This is a genomic window from Bradyrhizobium sp. KB893862 SZCCT0404 (assembly GCF_018130885.1).
Lineage (GTDB): Bacteria > Pseudomonadota > Alphaproteobacteria > Rhizobiales > Xanthobacteraceae > Bradyrhizobium > Bradyrhizobium stylosanthis.
The window spans coordinates 185872-207503 of the sequence record NZ_JAFCLT010000006.1; the positions used below are offsets into that span (position 1 = coordinate 185872).

Genomic DNA, 21632 nt, shown 5'->3' on the forward strand with positions numbered 1-21632 from the left:
CGATGCTACTCAGCCGCATCGAGCTGTTGCGGATCCTCGTCGCTGCCGTTCTCCGGACCCTCCTCGTCGGCAAGGAATTCTGGCAGTGGGCCCGCTTCACCTTGCGGCTCCGCGGAAGACGGATTGGAATCGATGAGACGCAGCGGCTCAGGCAACCAGCCCGAGCCATCCAGGAGACGCTCGGCCTCCTTGGCCATTTCGACCTTCTTCAGGTGGTCGATCAGTTGCGCCGACGACTCGCCCTTGGCTTCCCGCACAGCCTCCAAGATGCGGGGCTTGGTGACTCGGCCGAGATAGTTGTCAACGGTCGGTCTCCAGCCAGCCTGCACCATGTCGAGTCCGGCAGCGCGCGCCAGCACGTTGGCTTGGTCAAGACGTGTGCGGACGCCGTGGGCTGAGACACGACCCTGATTGTAACGATTGGCTGGCTCATAGACGGCGTTGACCGCAAAGGACGCACAGTGGGCGAACAGCGATGCCTGCGCACCACTATCGAGAGCCGTCAGCGCATCCCAGAGATCGATCTCGCTCTTCGGCAACCGTGCCTTCCAGGCCTCATGCCGCACCTCGACAGCCTTGGCCGAGACGCTTTCCCTCAGCCCCGGAGCTTGAGCGGGAAAGGTTGGCGTGCGCAGTCCGATCTCAAGGCAGCTCCCCGATGACGAGAACCTGTAAAAGGCCGTCAGCACGAAGTTGTGCAGCACCGCCTGGAACGCGATCGCAGGATTTTCGGCCAGCGCATCGCGTAATGCCAGTGTGCGGTGCGCCGTCAGTTCAATGACGAGCCGATCCGGCAATGGCCTCGCCGGGTCTTCATCCTCCTCCGGTTCAGTCGATGCTCCAGCGACCGAGATCGCCGTGCGCGTTGCGGAAGCACCAACCTCCTGCCCTTCAGTCGACGGCGCATCGGAGCCTCGCTCGACCTCGAAATCGGCCGCAGGCGCCTCATCCTCGGATCGGACATAGCCCCGATCGACGCAAAGCCGTCCTTCGGAATCGATGCTGACGAAGACGCCAGCCCGGGCGATTTCGGCCGGATCGTAAGTTTTCGGCCGGTCTTCGAGTGCCAGCAGCGCCGCCTCGATCTCGCCGAGACGCTGGTCCACCTCTTCAGGGAGTTCATCCGCATCCTGGTAGTCGGATTCAAGCTTGGCCTGCTCGGCGTTGAGAGCGTCGACGGTAGCTTGCTCGTCGGCTGTGAGGTCGGCCGGCTTGCCGTCGTGTTTGCGCAAGCCGTTGGTGTGGCCATATGAGAAGTCGACGGCCAGTGAGATCCATTTCCATCCCTCGGACGAGATCGTCTCGGCTTCGGCCTTGAGTTTTTCCGTCACGAGGCGGTCGAGCAAAGCCACGTCTTGAAGCCAGCCGCCGTCATCGTGCTCAAACAGGTCGCGCAAAACGCCGCCACCTGCCCGCTGGTAAACATCGAGCCCAATGAACTGCACGCGGCGATCGGATGCCCGCACGGTATTCTCGGTCAGCATCCGCCGGATTTGATAGGGCTCATCGTGGCCCGAGCGGCTGACATTCTCCCAGACCTGTTCCTGCCGCGTCCGATCCGCTGTGACCGAGAATGCCATGAGCTGCTCGAGCGTCATGCCGTCTTCGGCATAGACGTCGTGCAGCTTTGGCGACACGGACGCCAGCCGGAGGCGTTGCTTCACGATGGCCGGTGCCACGAAGTGTCGAGCCGCGATCTCCTCCTCGGACATGCCTGAGCCACTCAAGGTCTGGAAAGCCCGGAACTGATCAAGCGGATGAAGGCCTACCCGCTCGTCGTTCTCCGCAAGCGAATCGTCTTCTGGGATGCCGCCCTCGCGCACGACACAAGGAACGGCTTGCGTCTTCGCCATGCGCTTTTGCTTGACGAGAAGTTCCAGTGCGCGATACCGCCGGCCGCCCGCCGGCACTTCGAACATGCCGGTTTCATTGCCTTCCGCGTCCACAACCGCCCGCACATTGAGACTTTGCAGAAGCGTACGCTGCACGATACTTTCGGCGAGTTGCTCGATCGAAACGCCTGCCTTCACCCGCCGCACGTTCGACTGGCTGAGCACCAGCTTGTTGAACGGAATGTCCCGCGAGGGCGACAGGGTGATCTTTTGGACAGCCTTCGTCATGTCTGATCTCCACGACGGGCGGCCGGGAGCCTCTCTCTCGGCTTCCAACCCGTCGCGAGAACCGCACCTCCCTCTAACTCTCTTGTTCGAGGCGACTGGCGCGACCTTCACGCGGCCTCCTGCTCCGCTCTCTCGGTCGTCACGTCATCAACGGGCTCCGGCAGAAAGCCAAGCAGATAATCCGCAACCTTGCTGGCTTGTGAGGCGGCTCGCACGAGCGCGCGATTGTCCTCGCGCAGCACCTCGAGCCAGGAGCCGATATAGTCGGCATGTCGCACCGTCGGTACGATACCGAGCGACGCGCAACTGAACGCAGCCGATATCTCCGCGATCAACTCTTCAAAAGCATACTTCTTGGTACCGTGACCGCCTGACAAGTCGCGGTTGAGACGTGACTGATGGCCGCTGGCATGCGCCAGCTCATGCAAGGCGGTTTGATGCCAGTTGATCGGTTCAAAATAGGCTTGCGGCGGAGGCACCTGCACATAATCTTCTGCCGGCGCATAGAATGCGCGGTTGCCGCCGATCCGGAAGTTGATGCCGGTCGCCTTGATAAGCTTTTCGACCCGCGGCTCGATCAGGCCTGGCGGCGGAGGCGGCGCCGTCGTCGCGATCTCCGAAGGCAGGTCGTCGCATTGATCAGTATTAAAGACGGTGAAGCGCTTGAGGAACGGGATCGCCTGCGCTTCGTCGCCCGTTTCGCTCGCGCGGCGCTTTTCGTCGACCGGCACGAACCGATCGGCATAGACCACGGTCGTCCCGCGCTCACCCTTGCGGACGTGACCACCGAGCGACAGAGCCTGGCGGAAGGTAAGCCAGCTCTGACCTGTGAATGCGCGTTCGGTCGCAGCCCCCCAGAGGATCAGAACGTTGATGCCGCTGTATTGACGGCCGGTCGCGGCGCTTTTCGGCATGGCCAAAGACGCCTTCGCGGTGGCGCCCCAAGGCTGCACCCATGGCACTCGGCCGGCCTCAAGTTCACCGATGATCTTGTTGGTGATGTCGTCGTAAAGGTTTGCCCGGTCCTCACCGGTGCGTGCCCGAGGATAGTGTTTGGACATCGCGCGTCTCCGCGACGGGCGCCGCGAGCCTCTCTCGCAGCCTGTGACCCGTCACGGCAATCCCCATTCAGCCCTCTTACTCTCAGCCTGTTGCGCGGAAGCGACGACGCGTGACACCCCGCCGCTCGCGCGCAAGCGAGAAAATGCGACCATCTGCGGAGCGACCCACTCTACGTCTCATTTCTTCATGGGAAGTGGCTTTGACTGCCTAGGGCCGCAGGCCTTGATCAGGCGTGCGCCAATGGCGCATCGCCCCACTGAAATGGCACCCGGAGAGCGTGAGCATAGCGACCCGAAGGGGCACGCGGGTCCGAGTGCAGCGACGAGACCGGTTAACAGCGGCACCCGGGACAGGGGCAGTGATAGCGATCGCCGAAGGCGAGCCCCTTTCCCGAGTGCCCCCGGTGAGGAGCGCCGGAGTGTTGCGCGAGGGATCGAAGCCGGATGGCCGAGACGCAAAGCGGCTCGGTTCACGAGAGCCCGGTTCGGCAGCGCCGAACGCGCGGTCTTTGTTTGGGAGCTTGAGTCACAGATGTACGACCCGGCGCGGCAGGATGATAAGTCACTTGAACCGGACATGACGCCCGCCCTCCGGTCCTACGCTCAATGCGCAATATCGGCAGCCACAGCCAAACCCACACTGATTGCGGCCTGCAACAGCATAGCCCCCGCTGGGTCGCACCCGGCTGCTACCGCGAGGGCCACGGCCGCGGCAGCCAGATTCAACAATTGTTCGAGCGTTGTCTTCATGTTTTGGGTCCTTTTGATTGGACCCGGCCGGATCACTATGGTCTGCTGTGCACGCTCAAAATATGCTGCATTCCCGCCCGATGCGCGTTCTCGAAACGTTACCGAAAGTTATCGAAAGTTGCCGGAATGGATCGCTTCGGAGTGGCATTCGGGAGGCTCGTTCGCGAGAAGCGCGGAATCGAGGGGATGTCACAGGATGATCTTGCCCAAAAATCTGGCCTAACCAAAGCGCGCATTTCAGACATCGAAACTGGCAAGATCGCGAACCCGCAGGCAAAAACGGTTGATGCACTCTGCGTCGCGCTGAACATCTCGCGTGAAGAGCGCGCGGGTTGCCACTCCGCTCGAGCATCAGATCTTCCCTCGCGCTTGCTGGAGAAACTCGCGTTGCATTTCGGCCGTGATATGCCCGATGCCACGGAGGAGGAACTGGAAGCGTTCCTTATGGCGAAGGCCGAGGAATTTCGGGAGATGCAGGCCCGGCTGGAGAAATTGGCCGAGACCGAAGGCCGGATATCTGAGCTTATAAGGGCCGCCAATGCGGCGCTCGGAGAAGGCGACTTCGATCTGGCAGATGGCCTGCTAAAGGAAGCCGAGGAGGTTCAGCTTCAGTCGAGCACCATCGTGGCTTTGAAGAAGCAGGCGGAGCTCCGGATCGAACGAGGCAATGCCGCGCTTGTCGGCGGCGACGTCGCTGTGGCGGCAGGCCATTTCGAACGATCATCGCATTATTTTTCGGGCGTGCTCCCTGAAATGGAAGCCGACAATCGGCACGAATGCGCCAACTTGCTCCGCTACTATGGATACCGCTACAAGAGTCCCGCAGCACTTTTTGAGGCGCAAGAAGCCCTCCAGCGGAACCTAGGCATCTGGAAGCAAGATGCACACAAAGAAAAATGGTGCCAAACGAAGAACGCCCTCGGCGGAGTGAGCTGGCGATTATCTCAGTTTGATCTTCCAGAAAACGCGATGTCGCACTTGACCAGCGCAAAGGACCACTACGAGGACGTACGCGCCTGCTGTTCGGAAGAGTTCCTGCCCAACGCGTTCGCGACGGCCGGACTTGATTTGGCGAATGTATACTCCGACCGCCGATTGGCGAAATCCGATGCAGACTACGAAGTTAATCTACAATTCGCTTTGAGCCTGCAGTTGTCGGCGCTGCGCTGCTTTTCCAAAACAAGAGATCCAAGAGCGTGGGGCATAGTGCAGCACAATCTTGGCTGCGCTTATCTCGCGCTTTCAGGTGTCCGAACCGAGGAGGCCAAGTCTGTAGCCGATATCGAAAATGCGATCCATCACGCCGAACGATCGTTCGAAGTCAGAAATCCTGACGACAGTCTTCAATACTGGGTCGCATCCTGCCGGACGTTGGGCGAGGCCCTCTTGAAAATGTCGAGTTACATGACGGTAACGGATGCCAGCAAATACATTCAACGAGCGTCGAAGGTCTTGCAGGGGGCGGCCGCAAGAATATCTCCGCATGAACATCCGCATCAGTGGAGCGAAATTCAAGAGCAACTGGCGAGATGCCGCGAAGAGGCCCCCGCGAAACGTGACGCTGACTAGCGGTCGGATCGCGACTGGGTACAGTCCTTCGGCGATCTAAAGTCCGCTCAAATCCGTAGGGACGTTGCCGAAGGCACGAAGCAGAACGGCATCAGCAAACTCACCGAGCGCAGGGTCACCGGTGCGGCTGAATGCAACGGCGCCAATGTGGCCCTCCTTTCGCGACAGGCTCTCGGCGCGCATGATTGCCGCGTTCGCACTCGTGCATTCCACCGCCTCGCGAGGCGCCGGACCGTCGTCGCTCATCACAAACGGCAGCGCCACGTAGTAGGTCACGTCAGCCATCGGTTTACTCCCGACTCCCGGACCGGCCGCGCGCGTACCCTTTCGAACTTGAAGCGCGTGCCTCGCGAAGCTCGGTTTCCAGCATGCCGTTGGCAACAATCAGCGTCCGCAGGGCCGCACGCAAATCGCCGTCACAAAGAGCAACGACTTGATCGGCGGCTGCGTCCAGCGGGTCGATTGCGGCGGGTGCCGCCAGTGGATCAGCAGACATCGCCTAGGTTCCCGTGTTGACCGGGCTCCATGATGTTCTTATTTTGTTCTCATGTCAATCGCGCAGGTTCATAGCGTGCCGTGGGCACTCCACGGCGCGAAGGAGATGGTTGTTTGCCCTCATGAAACCGAGCGAAACCAAACGCCGCTTTCCCCCGCCCTGGCCCATCGAGTTGGGCGAAGACTGCTACCGTGTGACGGATGCCAACGGCGTTGTGCTCGCCGTCGTTTATTTCCGCGACGACCTGCAGCGATGGTCGTTCGGTCACCGATACCTGAGTTCGGACGAAGCGAGGCGGATCGCGAAAGGCATCGCGCGACTGCCTGAGTTCCTGATGTCACGTCACGGCTTCTATTCGCGCGAAGGCGGACACCCCCGCTGGAGGAAAAGCCGCCCGTACCATGTCGCCTTGGAAGACAGTTACATCCGCGCCCACTGGCCGACCATCGAAGCAGTTTGCAAGCTGAACAACATCCCATTCGACCCGACGGGCGAGAAGATTCAGAGAGGCGGCCTCTGGTGTGTGCACGAGTTTAAGTGGCAGCTCGACGCGATCCTGTTCTGGGCACGGTTTGAAGGCCGTTGGCTGGTCGGCGACGAATTCATCTATCCCGAACGCCCGAAGGATCTGCCAAAGCTCAAAGAACCTGGCGGGTCGCCCTTTGATCCAAAATATGCGCGCTAAGTTGTTACCGGTTCCGCGGGCTAGCTCGCCCCGCCCCATCCCGTTCGATAGACTGCGGTCAGCCCTCCACGGACACGACTCATCCGTTGATCATAAAATGACCGACCACCCGACCCTGGCCGAAATGGCCGCCGCGCTGGAGCAGTCGCCGGAGTATCGCGTCCTGCGCCGGCTCGTCCCTCGGCCAGAATTCGCCGCAGGCAACGGTGAAGCAGCCAAGACTGCTCTTCTACTGGATGTCGAGACCACCGGCCTGGATCCAGCCCGCGATCAGATTATTGAGCTCGGAATGGTCAAGTTCGCCTACTTGCCGGACGGCCGGATCACCCGGGTCATCGATACCTTCAGTTGCTTCAATCAGCCGTCGGTGCCCATCCCCGCGGAGGTTACGGCACTCACCGGGATTACCGACGAGATGGTCGAGGGCCACAGCCTTGACCCTGATCGCGTCGCCGCTTTCGCGGCAGATGCCGTTGTTGTCATTGCTCACAATGCTGCCTTCGATCGCAAGTTCATGGAGCGCTACTGCCCCTCATTTGAACATCAAGCGTGGGCCTGTTCGGTCAGTGAGATTGAATGGCGCAATCATGGCTTCGAAGGATCACGATTGCCGTATCTGCTGATGAAGGCCGGCCTCTTTCATGAGGCGCATCGCGCCGTCGATGACTGCCTCGCGCTCCTCGAGATCCTTGCCCTGCAGCTTCCCCACCTCAATCGGACCGTCCTGTCCGTTCTGCTGGAACGCGCGCGGCGCAAGACCATAAGGATCTGGGCCGAACACTCGCCGTTCGAGTTGAAAGATGAGCTCAAGCGGCGTGGATATCGCTGGAGCGACGGCACGGATGGACGGCCGAAATCCTGGTACATTGACACCGACGAAACCAATCGAGACGCGGAAATCGAATTCCTGAAGATGACGATCTATCAACGAGAACTGGAGCCGCGCATGCAGAGCCTGACCGCTTTCGACCGGTTTTCCGTGAGGGTTTGAAAGGGACGGCGTCGCGTTCTCGACCCGGAACACAATGAGACTGTAGGCTGCGCATAATGTGCAATCTCTATTCGATCACGACCAACCAAGCGGCCATCATCGCACTGTTTCGCGTGATCAATCGCTATGTAGGCAACCTGCCGCCGATGCCCGGCGTCTTTCCAGACTATCCAGCTCCCGTCGTCCGAAACGCAGACACGGGTCGCGAGCTAGCCATAATGCGCTGGGGCATGCCGCCACCGCCGCGAGCCGGAAATTTCCCGGTGACCAACATTCGCAATACAGCGTCGCCGCACTGGCGCGCCTGGTTGAAGCCCGAGAATCGCTGCCTAGTCCCGGCGAATAGCTTCGCCGAATACGCGCCCGAGCCCAATCCCGAGACCAAGAAGAAGGACGTCGTGTGGTTCGCCCTGAACGAAGACCGCCCACCGTTTGCGTTCGCCGGCATCTGGACGGAGTTCAAAGGCGACCGCGGCACCAAATCAAAGCCAATTCCAGGCCCCCACCTCGTCTACGGATTCCTGACAACCGAGGCGAATGCAATCGTCGAGCCGATCCACCCGAAGGCCATGCCAGTGATCTTGACCACCGAGGAGGAGCGCGACGTCTGGATGCGCGCGCCTTGGGATGAAGCAAAGGAATTGCAGCGACCGCTCCCCGACGCAACTGTCAAGATCGTTGCCCGAGGCGCCGACAAGGAAGATAAGGCCGCCGCTTGAAGTATCCATGATGAGGGCTTCGCACTTGTCGTTAGCGCGTTCGGTGCAGGTTAGCCTATTGACCTAGGCGCGTCACAGTCGGTTTTGGCGTCCCCTGCCATTCAAGACGCCAAATGCCACCTTGTCGCAGATTCTGGACTAGGTCGGGACGAAAGCAGACGAGACAGGTGCCTCCAGCGTGCCGTATTGAGGGATAGATAATTCCGTTGCTCGCGTGATCTACCCGCAATTGCCGGGCCAGACTCTGGCCTGCCGGATAGGCAATTGCGGGGTCTCTATGCAGGACTGGGTCATCAACCTGGACTTCACGTAAATCGTGAAACGGGCCAAAGAAGTCAGCAATGAGTTCAGCGTAGTCGGTGATATTTTCGAAGCGCCCGACGGCTTCAAGCTCGCGTGTCAGGTGGTAGGAAACCTCACCAACCGCGGCTTCCGGATCGAAGGCGCAATACCAGGCACCACGATCGTCGTCATTGAAGCGATTGCCGCCCGGCCGCGTATGCGCAAACGCAGCGTTGATGAATGTGAAGCCCGCCCGTCCGAATACGAGCTCGCGAGGATCGAGCTGCGGAAGCCCGCTCTCTTGCGCGACCAGCCGGCCGTTTGTAGCGCTCTCAAGCGCGGCTAGATCTTCCAGCGCGCCATGATTGGCGGCAAGTGGAAGCAACACTGGGTCTTTGAGACGACCGGTTGAGATCAGCCGGACCGTATCGCGCTGGCTGAGGCTGAACGTTGGTGGCAAGGACATTCACAAACCACCGCGCAGCGCGTCGATATGCCGGCGCACTTCCAGCATCTTCGGGATGCCACCTTCTATCATCGTATCGAGTGGACGTCGGCCGCCATAGAGCGGTCCCTTGTTGAGTAGCCGCACCCACTCGTCCGATAGCGGCTCGGAAAACAATAAGCGAAGCCCCTTGAAGATCCCGATCAGTGCGCTGATCCTGGTCAGCGTGTCCTGAGATAGCGTGCCAGACCACTCACCCTTCTTCATTCGAAACCATGTTCGTTCGGACACGTCACCGAGCAGCGCACAAACTTCGGACCCGGTCAGACGCCAGATCTCGGCAAGCCGAACCATGCCGTCGACCGCGGACGGCGTCAGTCGTTCACGCGTAGAAGCATCAGAGAGGTTTGGTGCCGACGGCCCCATTCCCGGGTCTATTGCTGGTCTGACAGCTGCTTGGTTCATCGACGCACCTCCGCCAACTGGCAGCTAATATACTGCCAATTGGCAGTTCTTCAAGTGGTCATATAACGAGTTGAAATCATGGTACAATTTCCAATCTCAGCCCGAAGACCGTCCTTTTTATGCGCCAGCGAGGCCAAAACCCGCCCCAGCTGGAATTGATCTCGCAAGCAGCAAGGTTTCCGAGTTTGGTATTTAAGCCGAGGGGACGCCGGAGGAGCGAACCAGTTGTCCCGCAACCGCTTCCCTTACCTCGTGGGGAAAGATCGCAAATGAACACCGCTTTCCTTTTGATGGCCCAATACGGAGGAAAGGCGATCATTCCGATCGATGAGGTCTGTCGGGATTATTTTTCGCACCTCAACCCGACGAAGCTCGTGCAGAAGATCAGCGCCGGCGAGATAGCAATTCCGCTTGTGCGCATGGAGGCAAGCCAGAAGTGCGCCAAGGGCGTACATCTTGTAGACCTTGCGAAATACCTCGATGTCCGAACGGAAGCGGCGCGAAAAGAGATGACCGGTCTCATCAGGTAGGCAACCTGCGCTCGGCGAAACATATTGCCCTTGGCCCCATTTCGTCCCGAAGGCCCTGCGGGTTCGTCGGCGTGGACGAACTGCCCACCTCGGTGGATTGCCCCCCTCACCTTCGACTAATTCCCGGCACCTAAAGACATATGCAAAGATGCAAGACGGTGCCGATTCTCGGATAGGTTGGGGATGGTTTGTCGGGTCAGATATCTAAGCAGCGCCGGAATTCACCGCCGAGAGATTCCAGGCATTACCGCGCTTGAGCGGGCCTACCCCCCGCAATGGCTCCTGTACGCATCGTTGCAATGCTTTCCGCGCGGCGAGCCGCCGATCGAAATGGATGCGATGGTGGTGATGGACGATCGTGTCCTCATCCTCGAACTCAAAGATTTCAACGGCAGGCTCACCCAAACCGGCGACCTCTGGAACCATAACGGAAGACGTTTTCGTTCACCAGTTCAGGGATTGAGCATGAAAGCCCGGAAGCTCAAGAGCTTCCTTCAGAGCGGCATTCCTGGCTTCAATCATTATGTCGACTTCCGTGTCGTGGTGACCGGCAACGCAGGCAAAGCCGGACTGACGCAGCCCGACCGAGACTACGTGCTGACACTCCAAGAGGCTGAATCCATCGCGACGCCAACTGGCAAGAGGTTGCTGATGGCGACTACTTTGCGGCAGAAGAAAACGTTCGCATTCGAACCAGATTTCGAGCGGATCACTCAAAACGCAATGATGTTTGGCCCGCTCGAAGCCGAATGGGACGGCCATCGCGTCGTCGAAGAGGACTTTGTCGTTCACCCCGACCGAATTTGGCGCGAGCACCGGGCAGAACAGATGAGCGACCAGCGCTACAAGGCGTTGCTTCGCATCTGGTCGTTCGACAAGCTTCCGCCTGGGTTGAACAGCCCCGATCGACGACAACTGATCGCGAACCGGGAGCGGCGAGCAATTGGTCGGCTGTACGAGCTCGGCAGCCCGCTTGTTGAGCGGAGTGCCATCCTAACGCCGATCGGCGAGGACAAGGATGAGATATTGACGCAGCACTTTGAGCTGCGGCGGCTCATTTCCGGGCAAACAACCCTTGATCGTTACTTGAACAAATCAGGCGAGGACCTCGGAATTGAAGACCGTCTAACGATGGTCGGCGCGCTTCTTGAGATCCTCGCTGAGCTGCATACGCTTGACATCGCTCACCGCGATCTCGGCCCTCGATCGATCTGGGCTGTATCTCCGACGCGGCTTGCACTCGGCGGCTTGATGACCTGCGAGCTGCCGGACGAGGAGTCTCTCGGTGACTGGTCAGCTATCCTCCGTGGTCACACGGAACCGCTCCCAGAGGACGGAGACAGGCAGCTGTCGGGGAGCGGAAAGCAACGCGACGTCTACGCGCTCGGTCGGCTTGCGTTTCAGATACTGACAGGTGAAGCGCTGCCGTCCGATATCAGTTCCGCCCTAGCCCGCCTTCCGTCGACGGTGCCGGACGTCGCTGCGTGGTTGACGCGCGCGACCGCTACCGACGCAAAGACGCGGCATCCAAACGCGCGAGCCATGGCGGATGATTTCGCGGGACTCGTGGAGCGATCGTCTGCCAGTGACGTCAATCAAGTCCTTCTCGATCAGTACGAGACGCCCGACATTCCCTATGTGATCTGGCCCGTGAGCCGCACACTGAAAGGAACAAACGTCTACGTAAGCAAAAAAGACGACGGTAGCGAGATTGTTGTCAAAACCTGGCCTAGCTTGCGACGCGGCATGACCACCGCAGGCGACATCGCGATGACTCGTCTGTTCGACGGAGCAGGAAGGCTGATCAGCACACCACTACCAGGCCTGCCGCGGTATCTGCGGGCCGGCCTATCTCCGACGGGGCCGTTTGTCGCGTACCGCTTCGAACCGGGACTGCCGCTAGATGAATCCGAGCATCGCGATTTCGAGGCCGCGCTCAAAGTTTCAACGCAGCTTTTGCAGTGCGTCACCGCAATCCACGACATGGGACACTCCCACGGAGACGTCGCGCCAAAGAACATTCTGGTTCGTCAGGAGGATAACGACCTTCGCCTGCTGGACCTATTCGACATTTCTGAAGTCGGTGATGGGCGCGTCCGTACCCCCGCATTGTGTCCGGAAGCGTGGGAGAGCCTCACCACTGAACAGCTCGACCGTTTTGCGACGACAAAGATCATTCGCGAAATGCTCGTCGCGACGAACGACAGCCGAGCAGAACAAGCTTTGGCTGAGCTCGATCGCGAACTCGGTCGGCCGCGGATCGAGACTCTCGAACCGGTCGCTATTGTTCTACGCGAAGCACTCAAAAAACTTGATGAAACGAAGGCGCCCACGTTCCGCATCGCGTTCAGCGGAGCCAGGGGACCGTTCGTATCGGACGGTGGTCGCTACTATATCCGCGCAGAGAGAACGGAGCCTTCTGTAGTAGAATACAGCGTTGCTGGAACCGAGCGCGAACTCACGCTCGTTCTGCGCGACAGGAAACTCGTCGATGTCCGCTTTGAGGTGGCGTCTTTTCCCAGCCTCGCCCACGCGTCGCAGCATGGCGTTCCGATCGAGCTTGGCATCGAGCTGTTCGACGGCGAGGAGGCAGGACTAGACGAGTTACTGACGAAAATTACGCCGCTTGTCGAGCCGCCCCTGCCCGAAACGGAGGCCGTCGGGGCGCCCGCGGGACGGCAACTTGATGTTCCCAGATACTGGCGCAAGCTTCTCGACCTTGAAGCCGCCCTGCTGCCCGAAGTCGAAATTATTAGAGAGATTGGTCCCCAAAGGGGGCCGACCGCGATCTATACCTATGAGAGGATCAATCGGGACTTCGATTTCGACGCTGGCTCCACCGTCGACGTGAAGCTACCCAATCGGAAGAAACTGGGTGAGCTTGATCTCGAGCAAACAGACGGTCAACGACTTACCGTCAATTTCTCCGATCGCAGGCTCGTCCCTGGAGAGCGCGTTAACCTGGTCGATCGCAGATCCCGCACGTCGTTCGATCGACGCACCAAGGCTGTTGAGCGAATACTTGAGGACGAGGCTGCGATCGACGGCCTCGTCGATTACTTCCAACCCCACCTCTCGATGGACGCTATCGATTACGGTGAGGAAGTGCCCGACGCGGCGCTTGACAGATATCGGCTCAACAAGGGGCAAAGGACCGCGTTCCGACATGTTGTCCGTTACGGCCCTGTGGGTTTGCTGCAGGGACCACCGGGGACGGGTAAGACTCATTTCATCGCTTCCATTGTCCACTGGCTGACAACCGTAAAGGGCGCGAGGCGCATCCTTATCGCCAGCCAGTCACATGAAGCTGTCAACAACGCGATTGAAGCGATGCTTGACCTGCACAAAGAGCTCGGAAGCAACCGACCTAGCCTTTTGCGAATCGGCTCGAAAGGGATCACGGAAAAAATACGACCATACCACACGGCGTCGTTGCAGCAGCGTTTCCAATCTCGTTTCGAGGGGGCGTTCACTCATCGCGTCGCTGGGCTTGCGAGTGGAGTCGGCCTCAAGCGCGCGCTCGTGGCGGACGCTATCGAAATCGACAGAACAGTTGGCGAGAGGGCGAGGCGACTAGAGCTACTTGCCCAAGCCGAGAGCGGCCCATCGCGGTCGTCCCGCACGGAGCGAGGACGCCGCGATATTACGCTTAAAGCGGCAGCTTCTGCGTTCGTGGCTGCTGCCGAGCGCGTGCTAGGCCGCCCGGCCGATGTGACGCGTCTCACGGCCGAAGTCGATGCAGCTTACGAGACGCTTCTTTCCCGCCACCCAGACATTTCGCCTTCGGACGTGAGCATGGCCCGCCAAATCATTGCGTTGTCGCGCGAATGGTCCACGTCGCTGGCAACGCCATATCGCAACTTCGAGGAGTTCTTGGCAAAGACACGGACGATCGTCACGGCCACATGCGTTGGTGTCGGGCAGACCAAGATTAAAGTCGAGAAGAACACGTTCGACTGGGTTATCGTGGACGAGGCGGCCCGCTGCACGCCAGGCGAGCTCGCAGTCCCGATTCAACTGGGCCGACGCGTTCTTCTGGTCGGAGACCACCGCCAATTACTCCCGATGACGGAGCGGGTTGTGCTCAACGGCTTACGCTCCGAAATGCCAGAGACGCCGCGTTTGGAATTCGAGCGCAGCGACTTCGAGCGGGCTTATCTATCCAGTTACGGCCTAAAAAATGGCCGGACGCTGACCGAACAGTATCGCATGACACCAGTCATTTGCGACCTGATCTCAAAGATCTTCTACGAACCGCACGGCACCAAGCTGGTTACGTCTCCCGATCGAAAAGCTGATCTTGCATTCGCGGCGGAGCTACGAGCGCCACTTTCAACAGCTATTACCTGGATCGACACATCCGAAGAGCGATGGCGCAAGGAGACGGCGGCCGCTTGGGATGAAACGACGTACAGCAATAGGGCGGAAACCGATGCCGTGATGAGGCTCCTCGAGCGTATCGCGGAGGAGAGGCAACTCGTTGACGCGATGTCCCGCGGAAATCGAGAGACGCCCATCGGGATCATTTGCATGTATAGCGCTCAAAAATCACAGATTGAGGAAGCTTTCAGTCGCCGGCCTTGGGGAGCGAAGTTCCGGAACATGGTCCGCATCGATACAGTCGACTCCTATCAAGGCAAGGAGAACACGATCGTCATCGTCTCTCTTGTGCGGAGCAACGACAATCGCGACCAAGGGCATGTCAGGATCCCTAACCGCTGCAACGTCGCGCTCTCGCGTGCTAAAGAACGCCTCTTCATTGTTGGTGACAGAGGCATGTGGGGTCGTGTTAGCAAACGATTTCCGATGCGTATGGTCTTCGACGAGATCGTCGCTGCGGGTCCGAGCATGGCGTTAGTCAAGGCAGGAACGCTGGCATGACAATCTCACTGAGCGGACCGACCACGATCCGGACCTTTGGATTTAACATACCGTGCAGGCGGTTCTTGATCCGGGCGAATGTGACACGCGACAAGCGGCTTCCGGTGGTCGACGAGTTTGTGCTCCGCGCATTGAAGGTGTGCGAGGAGCTGCCGGTTCGGAGGATCGCTTCATTTTTCGGTTTTACGCCTTCTGAGATGGAGAAGGTGATTTCGGACCTCATCGGCAGCGGGCTGGTGGTGGTCCACGGTGATAGTGTGCGGTTGCACGCCTCCGCCCACGAGCATTTTCGAGGAGCCAGCGACGGCGTTCCCCATATTGTCGAAGTGGAGAGTTGGCCTATCAGGGTATGGTTCGACCTGGTGAGCAAGAACATGGCTCCGCCCGGCACTCGATCAGCCCGGAATTTGATCGACGTACATCCCGCGAGCCTCGCCAGGGACCTTCCCGTGTCCTACGCGAGGACAGCGTTCGAGGACAATTTTGCGGACTATCTTCGGAGGGTCCGACGGATTCCTAATCCCGATCGTTTCGCACTCTATTCCGTTCCGGAAGCGATGGCTGAACGGTTCGGATCATTGGTATTTCCTGTCGATCAGAACCTCGTGTTTGATCCCGATCCGCGGCTGGAGCCGAACTTGCTCGCTATCCATGCGGACGACATGCCGAGGCTACGAAAGCTGGCGGATGCCGTTCTCGACACGTACCGTGGGCTCATCTACGCAGATACGTCGCGCGCTGCCCTCGCCGAATTCGCTTCGCTCTCCGGCGATCCAAGTGTGACTGACGCGTATGGAGGAACAGCTACCTTCGATCTGCCCCGCTGGATCTCCCTGAATCCAGATATTGAAGCCAACGATCGTCGTCCTATCTTGGGGGCTTCGTATCTGCGGCGCAATATAGACGTCTTGACCGCGCTAATTGACAATCTTCCGAAGCCCGCGACTTCTGTCGAGGTCGCGCCGACGAAGGAGATCGTATGGTATCGTCCTGGAGGAACGGCTTGGGGATGCTCACCTGAACTTCGCGATGCCATCAGGTCGATTAGGGCGGCCATCCGACGCAAATTCGGTCGAACTTCCATCCGCTCCACCCTCGTTTCACCCGACGGGTCGCGAGGTCGAGAATCTCCACGACGGTTCGAAGGCCTCTTCGACACCGGTTATCTAGCGCCACCCGGCTTCCTCAGTCCCGCCGTCGAGGCTATCCATGTCCCAGACGTCGCTACCCTGCTGTTAGTCAACGTCGACTTATCATCAACCGTTCAAATACCCGTCGGTTTTGCATCGACAAGGCAGCAAGAGCGCGATCGGATAGTTAGCAAGCTGTCCGCGTTGCACTCAAGGCTGAGCGAACTGTGGCGAACTGAGAGACGAGATGATGAAGAGCCAACCGAACTGGAGCCTGAAGACGACGACCAAGACGAATGATTGGCTCAAGACGACCGCCTTCCCTTCTGTTCAAATCATGAAGGAGTGAACAGTCGGATATCCTGGTCTTCTCTTCCAGTTGGCTAAAAAATGATCTGAGCCGTCAATCGCCCTCAGTTGGTCAGGCCGTGTTAGGGCGATAAAGTGGAATTGCCTTCACCGGGAAACCGTCGGGGACTACGAACGCAACGCTTTGGCGGGCGCGTGTAATGGCAACGTAAAGCTTCGGTATCTCCGCCCCAGCGTCGACGATATCTCCGCTCTTCAGGAATTTGCTCAGCGGCCCGTGCGGGAAGATGAGCGTCCGGTAGAACGTCATCCCCTTGGCATTGCCAAAATTGATCGGCATCCCAGGAATTCCAGTGTGGGTTCGGTTGTATCGCAGCGTCTGCGGCGCAAAGCGGGCGAAATATGTGTCGACGTGGCTTTGCTCGACTGCGAATACGCCGTCGTGACCAGTAACGTCGTGGTTGCGCGAAGTGGTCTTTGGGAATGACGGATAGAACTGATCGGCGAGGTCGCAAATCGCTTGAACGCAGCGCCGGCTCTCCGTCTGATACTCGATCTTGCAAAGCCCGCGCTTTGCCCATTCGGTGAATTTGTCGACGATGTTTGCCCGAGCGAATTTCTTGTTTTTACGCGAGTCATTGGTTGAATAGGTCGCTTGCCGGTGGTCTCCGACAAGCACGATTTCCGTGCCGCATTGAAGGAGGAGCTCGACCAGATCAAGGTCAAAGCCCTGTAAGTCCTGGCTTTCATCAATGTAGAGACGATCAAAGATCCGTTCGAAGCGTCTGATCGGAAGCCCCTTTGTGCGCTTGATCGCCTCGCAGGCAAACTTCGAGACCTTGTCGAGATAGATAACGCCCTCGCGGGAAAAATAATGCCGGCGGATATCGCTAGCTTTGATAAATCGCGCGGACTGGCCTCGAATAAAGTTAATCCTTGCTATGCGAGGCGCGTAGAGGTGATTTTGGTACGGCCGCACGAAGTGCCGCAACAGGAAGGCGTACCAAGTGCTAATGGTGATGTGTGACGGAACCGACCCGGCATGGGCCGCGTATGCCGCCTTAGTTAGTTCTCCGGCTCCGTTGATTGTGTAGGTGATCAACGCCGAGCGCCGCCCAGCGTCGCCGCAGGCATCGCGAGCAATGCTCGTGGTTTTCCCTGATCCCGCGCAAGCCAGCACGACGCGATTAGGCGATGGCATCTATGATGTATCCGGGAATGTCGATCGCTTCCGTGCTGTCGAAGAGCTTCAGGGCGGTATCGGCCTTGTGCGCCGTCATGTAGTCGATCAACTCACTTTCATTCTCGAATTCTTGTCCGAGGATGCGGTTGAGCTTCTCCAAACCGTTCGCCCTGGCGAGTTGCGGCTCCAACGTTTTCAGGGAGTCGTCCTGACCGATATGGATCCGGATGGTTCTCTCGTTCGCATACGAGGCATAAGACGCCAGCTTCTTCTCGGATTTTCCGTCATTGTCGCCGATGACGCGGACCTCGAGCTTCAGCAGCTTGGCAATGTCCAGAAACCGCTTGAATGCTAGCGAATTGACCGAGATTACCTCAACGCCGGCTTCGATCGGTAGCCGTCCGTGGGTCTGAAGAAATGCCTTTTGGACAATGAGTTCATCGGAGGGGCCCTCGACGAGCAGCGTCTTGTCCGCCAGGATCATGCGCAGCGTGTCATATCCGGGCAGTTTCCGGAAATATGCTTCCGTGGTCTTCGGCAGGTCGTTCAAGCGGAAGGAATTCTTCCCGTTGAACATCAATGTGTTATCGATGCCGAGCTTGTTAAGCACAAAGCTGGAGTGGGTGGTGATGATAATTTGCCGCCCACTCGACTTCTCGATGATCTTATTGATGAGGCGGTTGAGATTTGTGTGGGTTAGGTGGTTCTCCGGCTCTTCCATCAGAAAGATGTCGCACTTTTCGGATGCCTCCATTGCCAGCTTCACCTTGACGGCGTTCTGCTCCCCCTTCCCCACCAGCGTCAGTGGGATGCTATCGAGGTGAGGAAGAACACCGGATTCCCAGCCCGCCCTTGATGTCATATCCATCGCAACAGAAAGCGTCTTGTCGGAGACGATTCCGGTCTTGGACGCCAGATCGTTATTGATGGCAGTAATTCGCTCGTCGCTGACGAAATCGTCACGCATCTTGCGGTAGGATAACGCAAGATCGACGGCCTGCGCTTTATCGAGATAGTCCCTGACGATTTCAAGGATGTACCGATTGGCGGCATTCGTGTTCGAAATGGAGCTGGGATCGATTAACACTGACTTGAGTGGGATCGCGCGCGCCTGGAGCGGATGGCCGGCAAAACTCTGCCAGACGATTTCGTAGTATTCGACCGGGACGCCGTTGATAGCATCGGGATCGGCGATGTATTCGCGATACTCTTCCTTGAAATTCTCGTCGAGCCGGATGGCGAGGCTTATTCCTGGTTGGTCCACCATCAGGCTGTTGATTGAGCCTTGTAAGTCGACAAGACCGTCGTGCTCCTTCAAATAGAGTTCGACCAGGATCTCCGGTGGGGGTTGGGGTTTCTTGGCCCGGTGGCTCGCAACGAACTCGGCCACGGCTTCGACATTAAAAAGAAATGGATGCAACTCGTAGGCGGCTGGCCGGCGGCCCAACTGGCACTTGAGGGCCAAGTTGATTGCCTCCAACAATGTCGACTTTCCGGTCTCGTTGTTGCCGACGATGATGTTGGTGCCGGGCCCGAACGTGACATCCACATTGCGCAAAGCCCGGTAGTTTCGAACGATAACCCGGTCGATCGACACGAATCGTCCCTCCCTGGTGCAACCCACAGTGGCGTTCGTAATGATAGGTTTCAAGCTTCATCCCAGCTAACGCTCAATGCATACCGCGGTTTTCGACGCCAACTACGCCAACGGTCCGGATCAGGACGGCCGCGCCTATTCCACTTTCCGGATCGATTAATCCGCCAGAAAGAGCGCAGCGCGGCCCTGGTCCTCAGCGCTGAGGATGTAGTGGGCGAACGCGGGGTTTTCGGCCAGGGACCTATCGAGCAAGTGCCGAAGCAACGCGACACTGCGTGCCTGCTGCGGATTGAGGGCGCGGCGCATGTCTGCAAGCTGCTCAGGATCGCAGTCCCGAAGCATCGAAAAGAACTTTCCTAGTAGGCCAGCTATCACGTCGGAGATTTGCACGCCTGGCTCGTCGTGGGAGGTCGCGAAGCGATAAGTGTCCAATGTCCGTTCGCCGTCGATGAAGGTCTGTTGGCCGATATACTCTTCGACAACCCTTTCGACGTCGAGGATATGGAATGAGTTTTTGAACAGGCAGATCCTACCGACAAAGAAGATGCCAAATCCGTCGATCAGCACATTGGGTGTCTCGCCTTCCAGATATGGCAAGACGTCGATTTTTTCCGCAATCTGAAGAACGCCCTTGAGCATCATGGCGTCGAAGTTTTTGAGCAGATGAAAGCGGGCGTTCAGCCGGTCGCGCAGCTCGGCAACAAACGCACGACGGCGCTCACGTCCGACGTCCGGATAAGTGTAGCGCCGAAACAGGTTCACCGTGTCCTGCCGGTCGTGGCGCAGGATCGCATACAGCGCGTTTTTCAATTGCCAATTTGCCGGATAGAGAGCGCTAGCCCCGTATTCGGTGAGGATCGAGTCGATAATGTCGACGATAGACCAGTAGAGCGGGTCGAGCGCCGAATAATGTACAAACAGGTCCTGATCGAGCAGCCATTGCAGGAAGGTCTCAAGCTTCGGGGCGTTCAGAAGGCTCAGACAATTCCCCTTGGCGACGTGCTCAAGCTTGATCTCCTTGGCGGTCTTCTGAATTCGGAGAGCTTGTCGCAGCTCCGCAATCTTCAGGTCGCGCACGGGGCCGTGGTGGGCGATGCCGGCGATCACGAAGCATTTCGGTTCGGCGACGTTCAGACCATCCGCGCGAACATGGAGGCGACGGATGTTGTTCGTCTCGTCGTAGTAAATGGTGTAGCACTCATCGGCGCGGGTGAGCCCATGAAGAGCGATGTCCGGATCCCTGATCTGGTTCACGTCAATCATGGCTTCACATCGTCATTGCCGACACGACCCTTGGCCATGTCACAGACGTCAGCGTAGGCCGTTCGAACATAGAGTCGCAGTTCGGCGGGGCTGATCGGGATCATTCTGCCATCGCAAAATCCGGATCGCGGCCGCGCGTCCCGAAATGTACATAAGGATTCAGAAACGCGAGGCGGTAAGCGTTGGCTGTACCGCGTTCATTTAAGCGGCTCGGCGTGTGCTCGACATGAACCAAGCCGAGAGCTGCGAGGAAACTGATAGCGCGCTTGATGCGGGCCCGATCGACGCCGGCACATTCTTCGATCTTATCGTAGCTGAGGTGGGCCATGTTGGTGGCGTTGGAGCGTCGGCGGGCAAAAAGATAATAGAGCTTGAGCGCGTGGAGCTCGGTCATAGTTCGCAGGGTGAAGTTTTCGAAAGCGATAATGCGACCGCCGGCGTAGAGGCGCTTGGCTGGGAGCTTTGACCAGCCACCGGCGCGATTGAAATCGGTCAATTGGATGGTGCTGCGGCCACTCGGCTTGCGTTCGATCACACCAAGTTCGCTCAACACGCCGAGCCCGTTGGCGATCTTTGCTCTGCTGAGCCCTGTGGCGAGCGACAGCCCGTCATAGGTGCAAGTAGCGAGGCCCTGGTCATCAGCGAGGTGGGCGATCGGTGACAGCAGCATCAACGCCGCGGTGTTGTCGGCGCCAGGCGCGTCGGCCTTGGTCCACTGCAGGGCTTGCAGGCCGCCGTCCTCGATCCATTGAGTTGGCAACGGGACCCAATCGCGCAAGCGCATCAGTGTTTCTCCCTTGCTACGACGAGCACGGCATAGATCGCAAAGCCTGCGAGCGCGAAAGCGCCAAGCATCACGACCGCCGCCAAAGCACCGCCCGACATGCCGCCAAACACGTCTAACCAATTTCCAAGGTCCTTCATCAAAGCCTCCAAACCGTCCGGGGTTTGGCTTTTTTGAAGGAGGCGGCAAAATACATCTAGAAACAGTAATCTCAGTTTGCCAGTGAGCGATGCAGAAAATGCCGGTTTTTTGCCGTCAGTCACGGCATTTGGACGGTCTTTAGTATTTCCCGTTTCAGTTCATGAACGCATGGCTGTGAACTGAATGACCTCGAATCTGAGCGGCAGCTCCCCCGCGGCATGGCGCTGATTC

17 protein-coding genes are annotated in these 21632 nt (G+C 58.6%); 7 read left to right on the top strand and 10 right to left on the bottom strand.

Annotated features, from left to right (window positions below):
• Window positions 1–5: 5 nt before the first annotated feature.
• Together JQ617_RS24175 and JQ617_RS24180 are read right to left on the bottom strand one after the other, a co-directional pair.
• Complete coding sequence (locus JQ617_RS24175) at window positions 6–2120, bottom strand: ParB/RepB/Spo0J family partition protein (RefSeq protein ID WP_212028468.1); 2115 nt, start codon at window positions 2118–2120, stop codon at window positions 6–8.
• Between the two features lie 107 nt (window positions 2121–2227).
• A complete protein-coding gene (locus tag JQ617_RS24180; protein WP_212028469.1) occupies window positions 2228–3181 on the bottom strand; it encodes an ArdC family protein in 954 nt (317 codons plus the stop codon).
• Window positions 3182–3787: 606 nt separating this feature from the next.
• On the opposite strand from JQ617_RS24180, the gene JQ617_RS24185 reads away from it, so the two are divergent.
• Complete coding sequence (locus JQ617_RS24185) at window positions 3788–5500, top strand: helix-turn-helix domain-containing protein (protein ID WP_212028470.1); 1713 nt, start codon at window positions 3788–3790, stop codon at window positions 5498–5500.
• A gap of 36 nt (window positions 5501–5536) precedes the next feature.
• On the opposite strand, the gene JQ617_RS24190 is transcribed toward JQ617_RS24185, so the two are convergent.
• Window positions 5537–5785, bottom strand: coding sequence for a hypothetical protein (locus JQ617_RS24190; protein ID WP_212028471.1), 249 nt, complete (start codon window positions 5783–5785; stop codon window positions 5537–5539).
• A 320-nt stretch (window positions 5786–6105) separates the two neighbouring features.
• Between JQ617_RS24190 and JQ617_RS24195 the strand changes: the two genes are divergently transcribed.
• The 3 genes from JQ617_RS24195 to JQ617_RS24205 all read left to right on the top strand — a co-directional run bounded on the left by JQ617_RS24195 (window position 6106) and on the right by JQ617_RS24205 (window position 8391).
• Window positions 6106–6681 (top strand): hypothetical protein, encoded by a 576-nt coding sequence (locus JQ617_RS24195; RefSeq protein WP_249157443.1) that lies wholly within the window; start codon window positions 6106–6108, stop codon window positions 6679–6681.
• A gap of 97 nt (window positions 6682–6778) precedes the next feature.
• Window positions 6779–7672 (top strand): 3'-5' exonuclease, encoded by an 894-nt coding sequence (locus JQ617_RS24200; RefSeq protein ID WP_212028472.1) that lies wholly within the window; start codon window positions 6779–6781, stop codon window positions 7670–7672.
• Between the two features lie 56 nt (window positions 7673–7728).
• Window positions 7729–8391 carry an SOS response-associated peptidase gene (locus tag JQ617_RS24205; protein WP_212028473.1) on the top strand — a complete coding sequence of 221 codons (663 nt, stop codon included), beginning with the start codon at window positions 7729–7731 and terminating at the stop codon, window positions 8389–8391.
• 55 nt (window positions 8392–8446) lie between these two features.
• On the opposite strand, the gene JQ617_RS24210 is transcribed toward JQ617_RS24205, so the two are convergent.
• Window positions 8447–9139, bottom strand: a complete 693-nt coding sequence (locus JQ617_RS24210) for an RES family NAD+ phosphorylase (RefSeq protein ID WP_212028474.1) — start codon at window positions 9137–9139, stop codon at window positions 8447–8449.
• On the bottom strand, window positions 9140–9583 hold the full coding sequence (locus JQ617_RS40030; protein WP_249157445.1) for a DUF2384 domain-containing protein: 444 nt from the start codon (window positions 9581–9583) through the stop codon (window positions 9140–9142).
• Window positions 9584–9852: 269 nt separating this feature from the next.
• On the opposite strand from JQ617_RS40030, the gene JQ617_RS24220 reads away from it, so the two are divergent.
• The 3 genes from JQ617_RS24220 (at window position 9853) to JQ617_RS24230 (ending at window position 16424) form a co-directional block, all read left to right on the top strand.
• A complete protein-coding gene (locus JQ617_RS24220; protein WP_212028475.1) occupies window positions 9853–10113 on the top strand; it encodes a pyocin activator PrtN family protein in 261 nt (86 codons plus the stop codon).
• A gap of 183 nt (window positions 10114–10296) precedes the next feature.
• Window positions 10297–14994 carry an AAA domain-containing protein gene (locus JQ617_RS24225; protein ID WP_212028476.1) on the top strand — a complete coding sequence of 1566 codons (4698 nt, stop codon included), beginning with the start codon at window positions 10297–10299 and terminating at the stop codon, window positions 14992–14994.
• Window positions 14991–16424 carry a hypothetical protein gene (locus JQ617_RS24230; protein WP_212028477.1) on the top strand — a complete coding sequence of 478 codons (1434 nt, stop codon included), beginning with the start codon at window positions 14991–14993 and terminating at the stop codon, window positions 16422–16424. Before JQ617_RS24225 ends, JQ617_RS24230 begins: the two co-directional genes overlap by 4 nt.
• Window positions 16425–16545: 121 nt before the next feature.
• On the opposite strand, the gene JQ617_RS24235 is transcribed toward JQ617_RS24230, so the two are convergent.
• The 5 genes from JQ617_RS24235 to JQ617_RS24255 form a co-directional block, all read right to left on the bottom strand.
• The gene (locus JQ617_RS24235; RefSeq protein ID WP_212028478.1) at window positions 16546–17634 is read right to left on the bottom strand and encodes a UvrD-helicase domain-containing protein; all 1089 of its coding nucleotides are present in this window, start codon (window positions 17632–17634) and stop codon (window positions 16546–16548) included.
• Entirely contained in the window at window positions 17621–19213 is a 1593-nt protein-coding gene (locus JQ617_RS24240) for an ATP-dependent nuclease (RefSeq protein WP_212028479.1), read from the bottom strand. The genes JQ617_RS24235 and JQ617_RS24240 overlap by 14 nt, the downstream gene beginning before the upstream one ends.
• A 156-nt stretch (window positions 19214–19369) precedes the next feature.
• Window positions 19370–20476 carry a DUF3800 domain-containing protein gene (locus JQ617_RS24245; RefSeq protein WP_212028480.1) on the bottom strand — a complete coding sequence of 369 codons (1107 nt, stop codon included), beginning with the start codon at window positions 20474–20476 and terminating at the stop codon, window positions 19370–19372.
• A gap of 100 nt (window positions 20477–20576) precedes the next feature.
• On the bottom strand, window positions 20577–21260 hold the full coding sequence (locus tag JQ617_RS24250) for a helix-turn-helix domain-containing protein (RefSeq protein ID WP_212028481.1): 684 nt from the start codon (window positions 21258–21260) through the stop codon (window positions 20577–20579).
• Complete coding sequence (locus JQ617_RS24255) at window positions 21260–21523, bottom strand: hypothetical protein (RefSeq protein ID WP_212028482.1); 264 nt, start codon at window positions 21521–21523, stop codon at window positions 21260–21262. Before JQ617_RS24255 ends, JQ617_RS24250 begins: the two co-directional genes overlap by 1 nt.
• Between the last annotated feature and the right edge of the window lie 109 nt (window positions 21524–21632).

What these genes read in the sequence shown, in the direction of transcription:
- JQ617_RS24175 (WP_212028468.1), bottom strand. Translation starts at nt 2,120, where the DNA reads ATGACGAAGGCTGTCCAAAAGATCACCCTGTCGCCCTCGCGGGACATT.
- JQ617_RS24180 (WP_212028469.1), bottom strand. Translation starts at nt 3,181, where the DNA reads ATGTCCAAACACTATCCTCGGGCACGCACCGGTGAGGACCGGGCAAAC.
- JQ617_RS24185 (WP_212028470.1), top strand. Translation starts at nt 3,788, where the DNA reads ATGCGCAATATCGGCAGCCACAGCCAAACCCACACTGATTGCGGCCTG.
- JQ617_RS24190 (WP_212028471.1), bottom strand. Translation starts at nt 5,785, where the DNA reads ATGGCTGACGTGACCTACTACGTGGCGCTGCCGTTTGTGATGAGCGAC.
- JQ617_RS24200 (WP_212028472.1), top strand. Translation starts at nt 6,779, where the DNA reads ATGACCGACCACCCGACCCTGGCCGAAATGGCCGCCGCGCTGGAGCAG.
- JQ617_RS24205 (WP_212028473.1), top strand. Translation starts at nt 7,729, where the DNA reads ATGTGCAATCTCTATTCGATCACGACCAACCAAGCGGCCATCATCGCA.
- JQ617_RS24210 (WP_212028474.1), bottom strand. Translation starts at nt 9,139, where the DNA reads ATGTCCTTGCCACCAACGTTCAGCCTCAGCCAGCGCGATACGGTCCGG.
- JQ617_RS40030 (WP_249157445.1), bottom strand. Translation starts at nt 9,583, where the DNA reads ATGAACCAAGCAGCTGTCAGACCAGCAATAGACCCGGGAATGGGGCCG.
- JQ617_RS24220 (WP_212028475.1), top strand. Translation starts at nt 9,853, where the DNA reads ATGAACACCGCTTTCCTTTTGATGGCCCAATACGGAGGAAAGGCGATC.
- JQ617_RS24225 (WP_212028476.1), top strand. Translation starts at nt 10,297, where the DNA reads ATGGTTTGTCGGGTCAGATATCTAAGCAGCGCCGGAATTCACCGCCGA.
- JQ617_RS24230 (WP_212028477.1), top strand. Translation starts at nt 14,991, where the DNA reads ATGACAATCTCACTGAGCGGACCGACCACGATCCGGACCTTTGGATTT.
- JQ617_RS24235 (WP_212028478.1), bottom strand. Translation starts at nt 17,634, where the DNA reads ATGCCATCGCCTAATCGCGTCGTGCTGGCTTGCGCGGGATCAGGGAAA.
- JQ617_RS24245 (WP_212028480.1), bottom strand. Translation starts at nt 20,476, where the DNA reads ATGATTGACGTGAACCAGATCAGGGATCCGGACATCGCTCTTCATGGG.
- JQ617_RS24250 (WP_212028481.1), bottom strand. Translation starts at nt 21,260, where the DNA reads ATGCGCTTGCGCGATTGGGTCCCGTTGCCAACTCAATGGATCGAGGAC.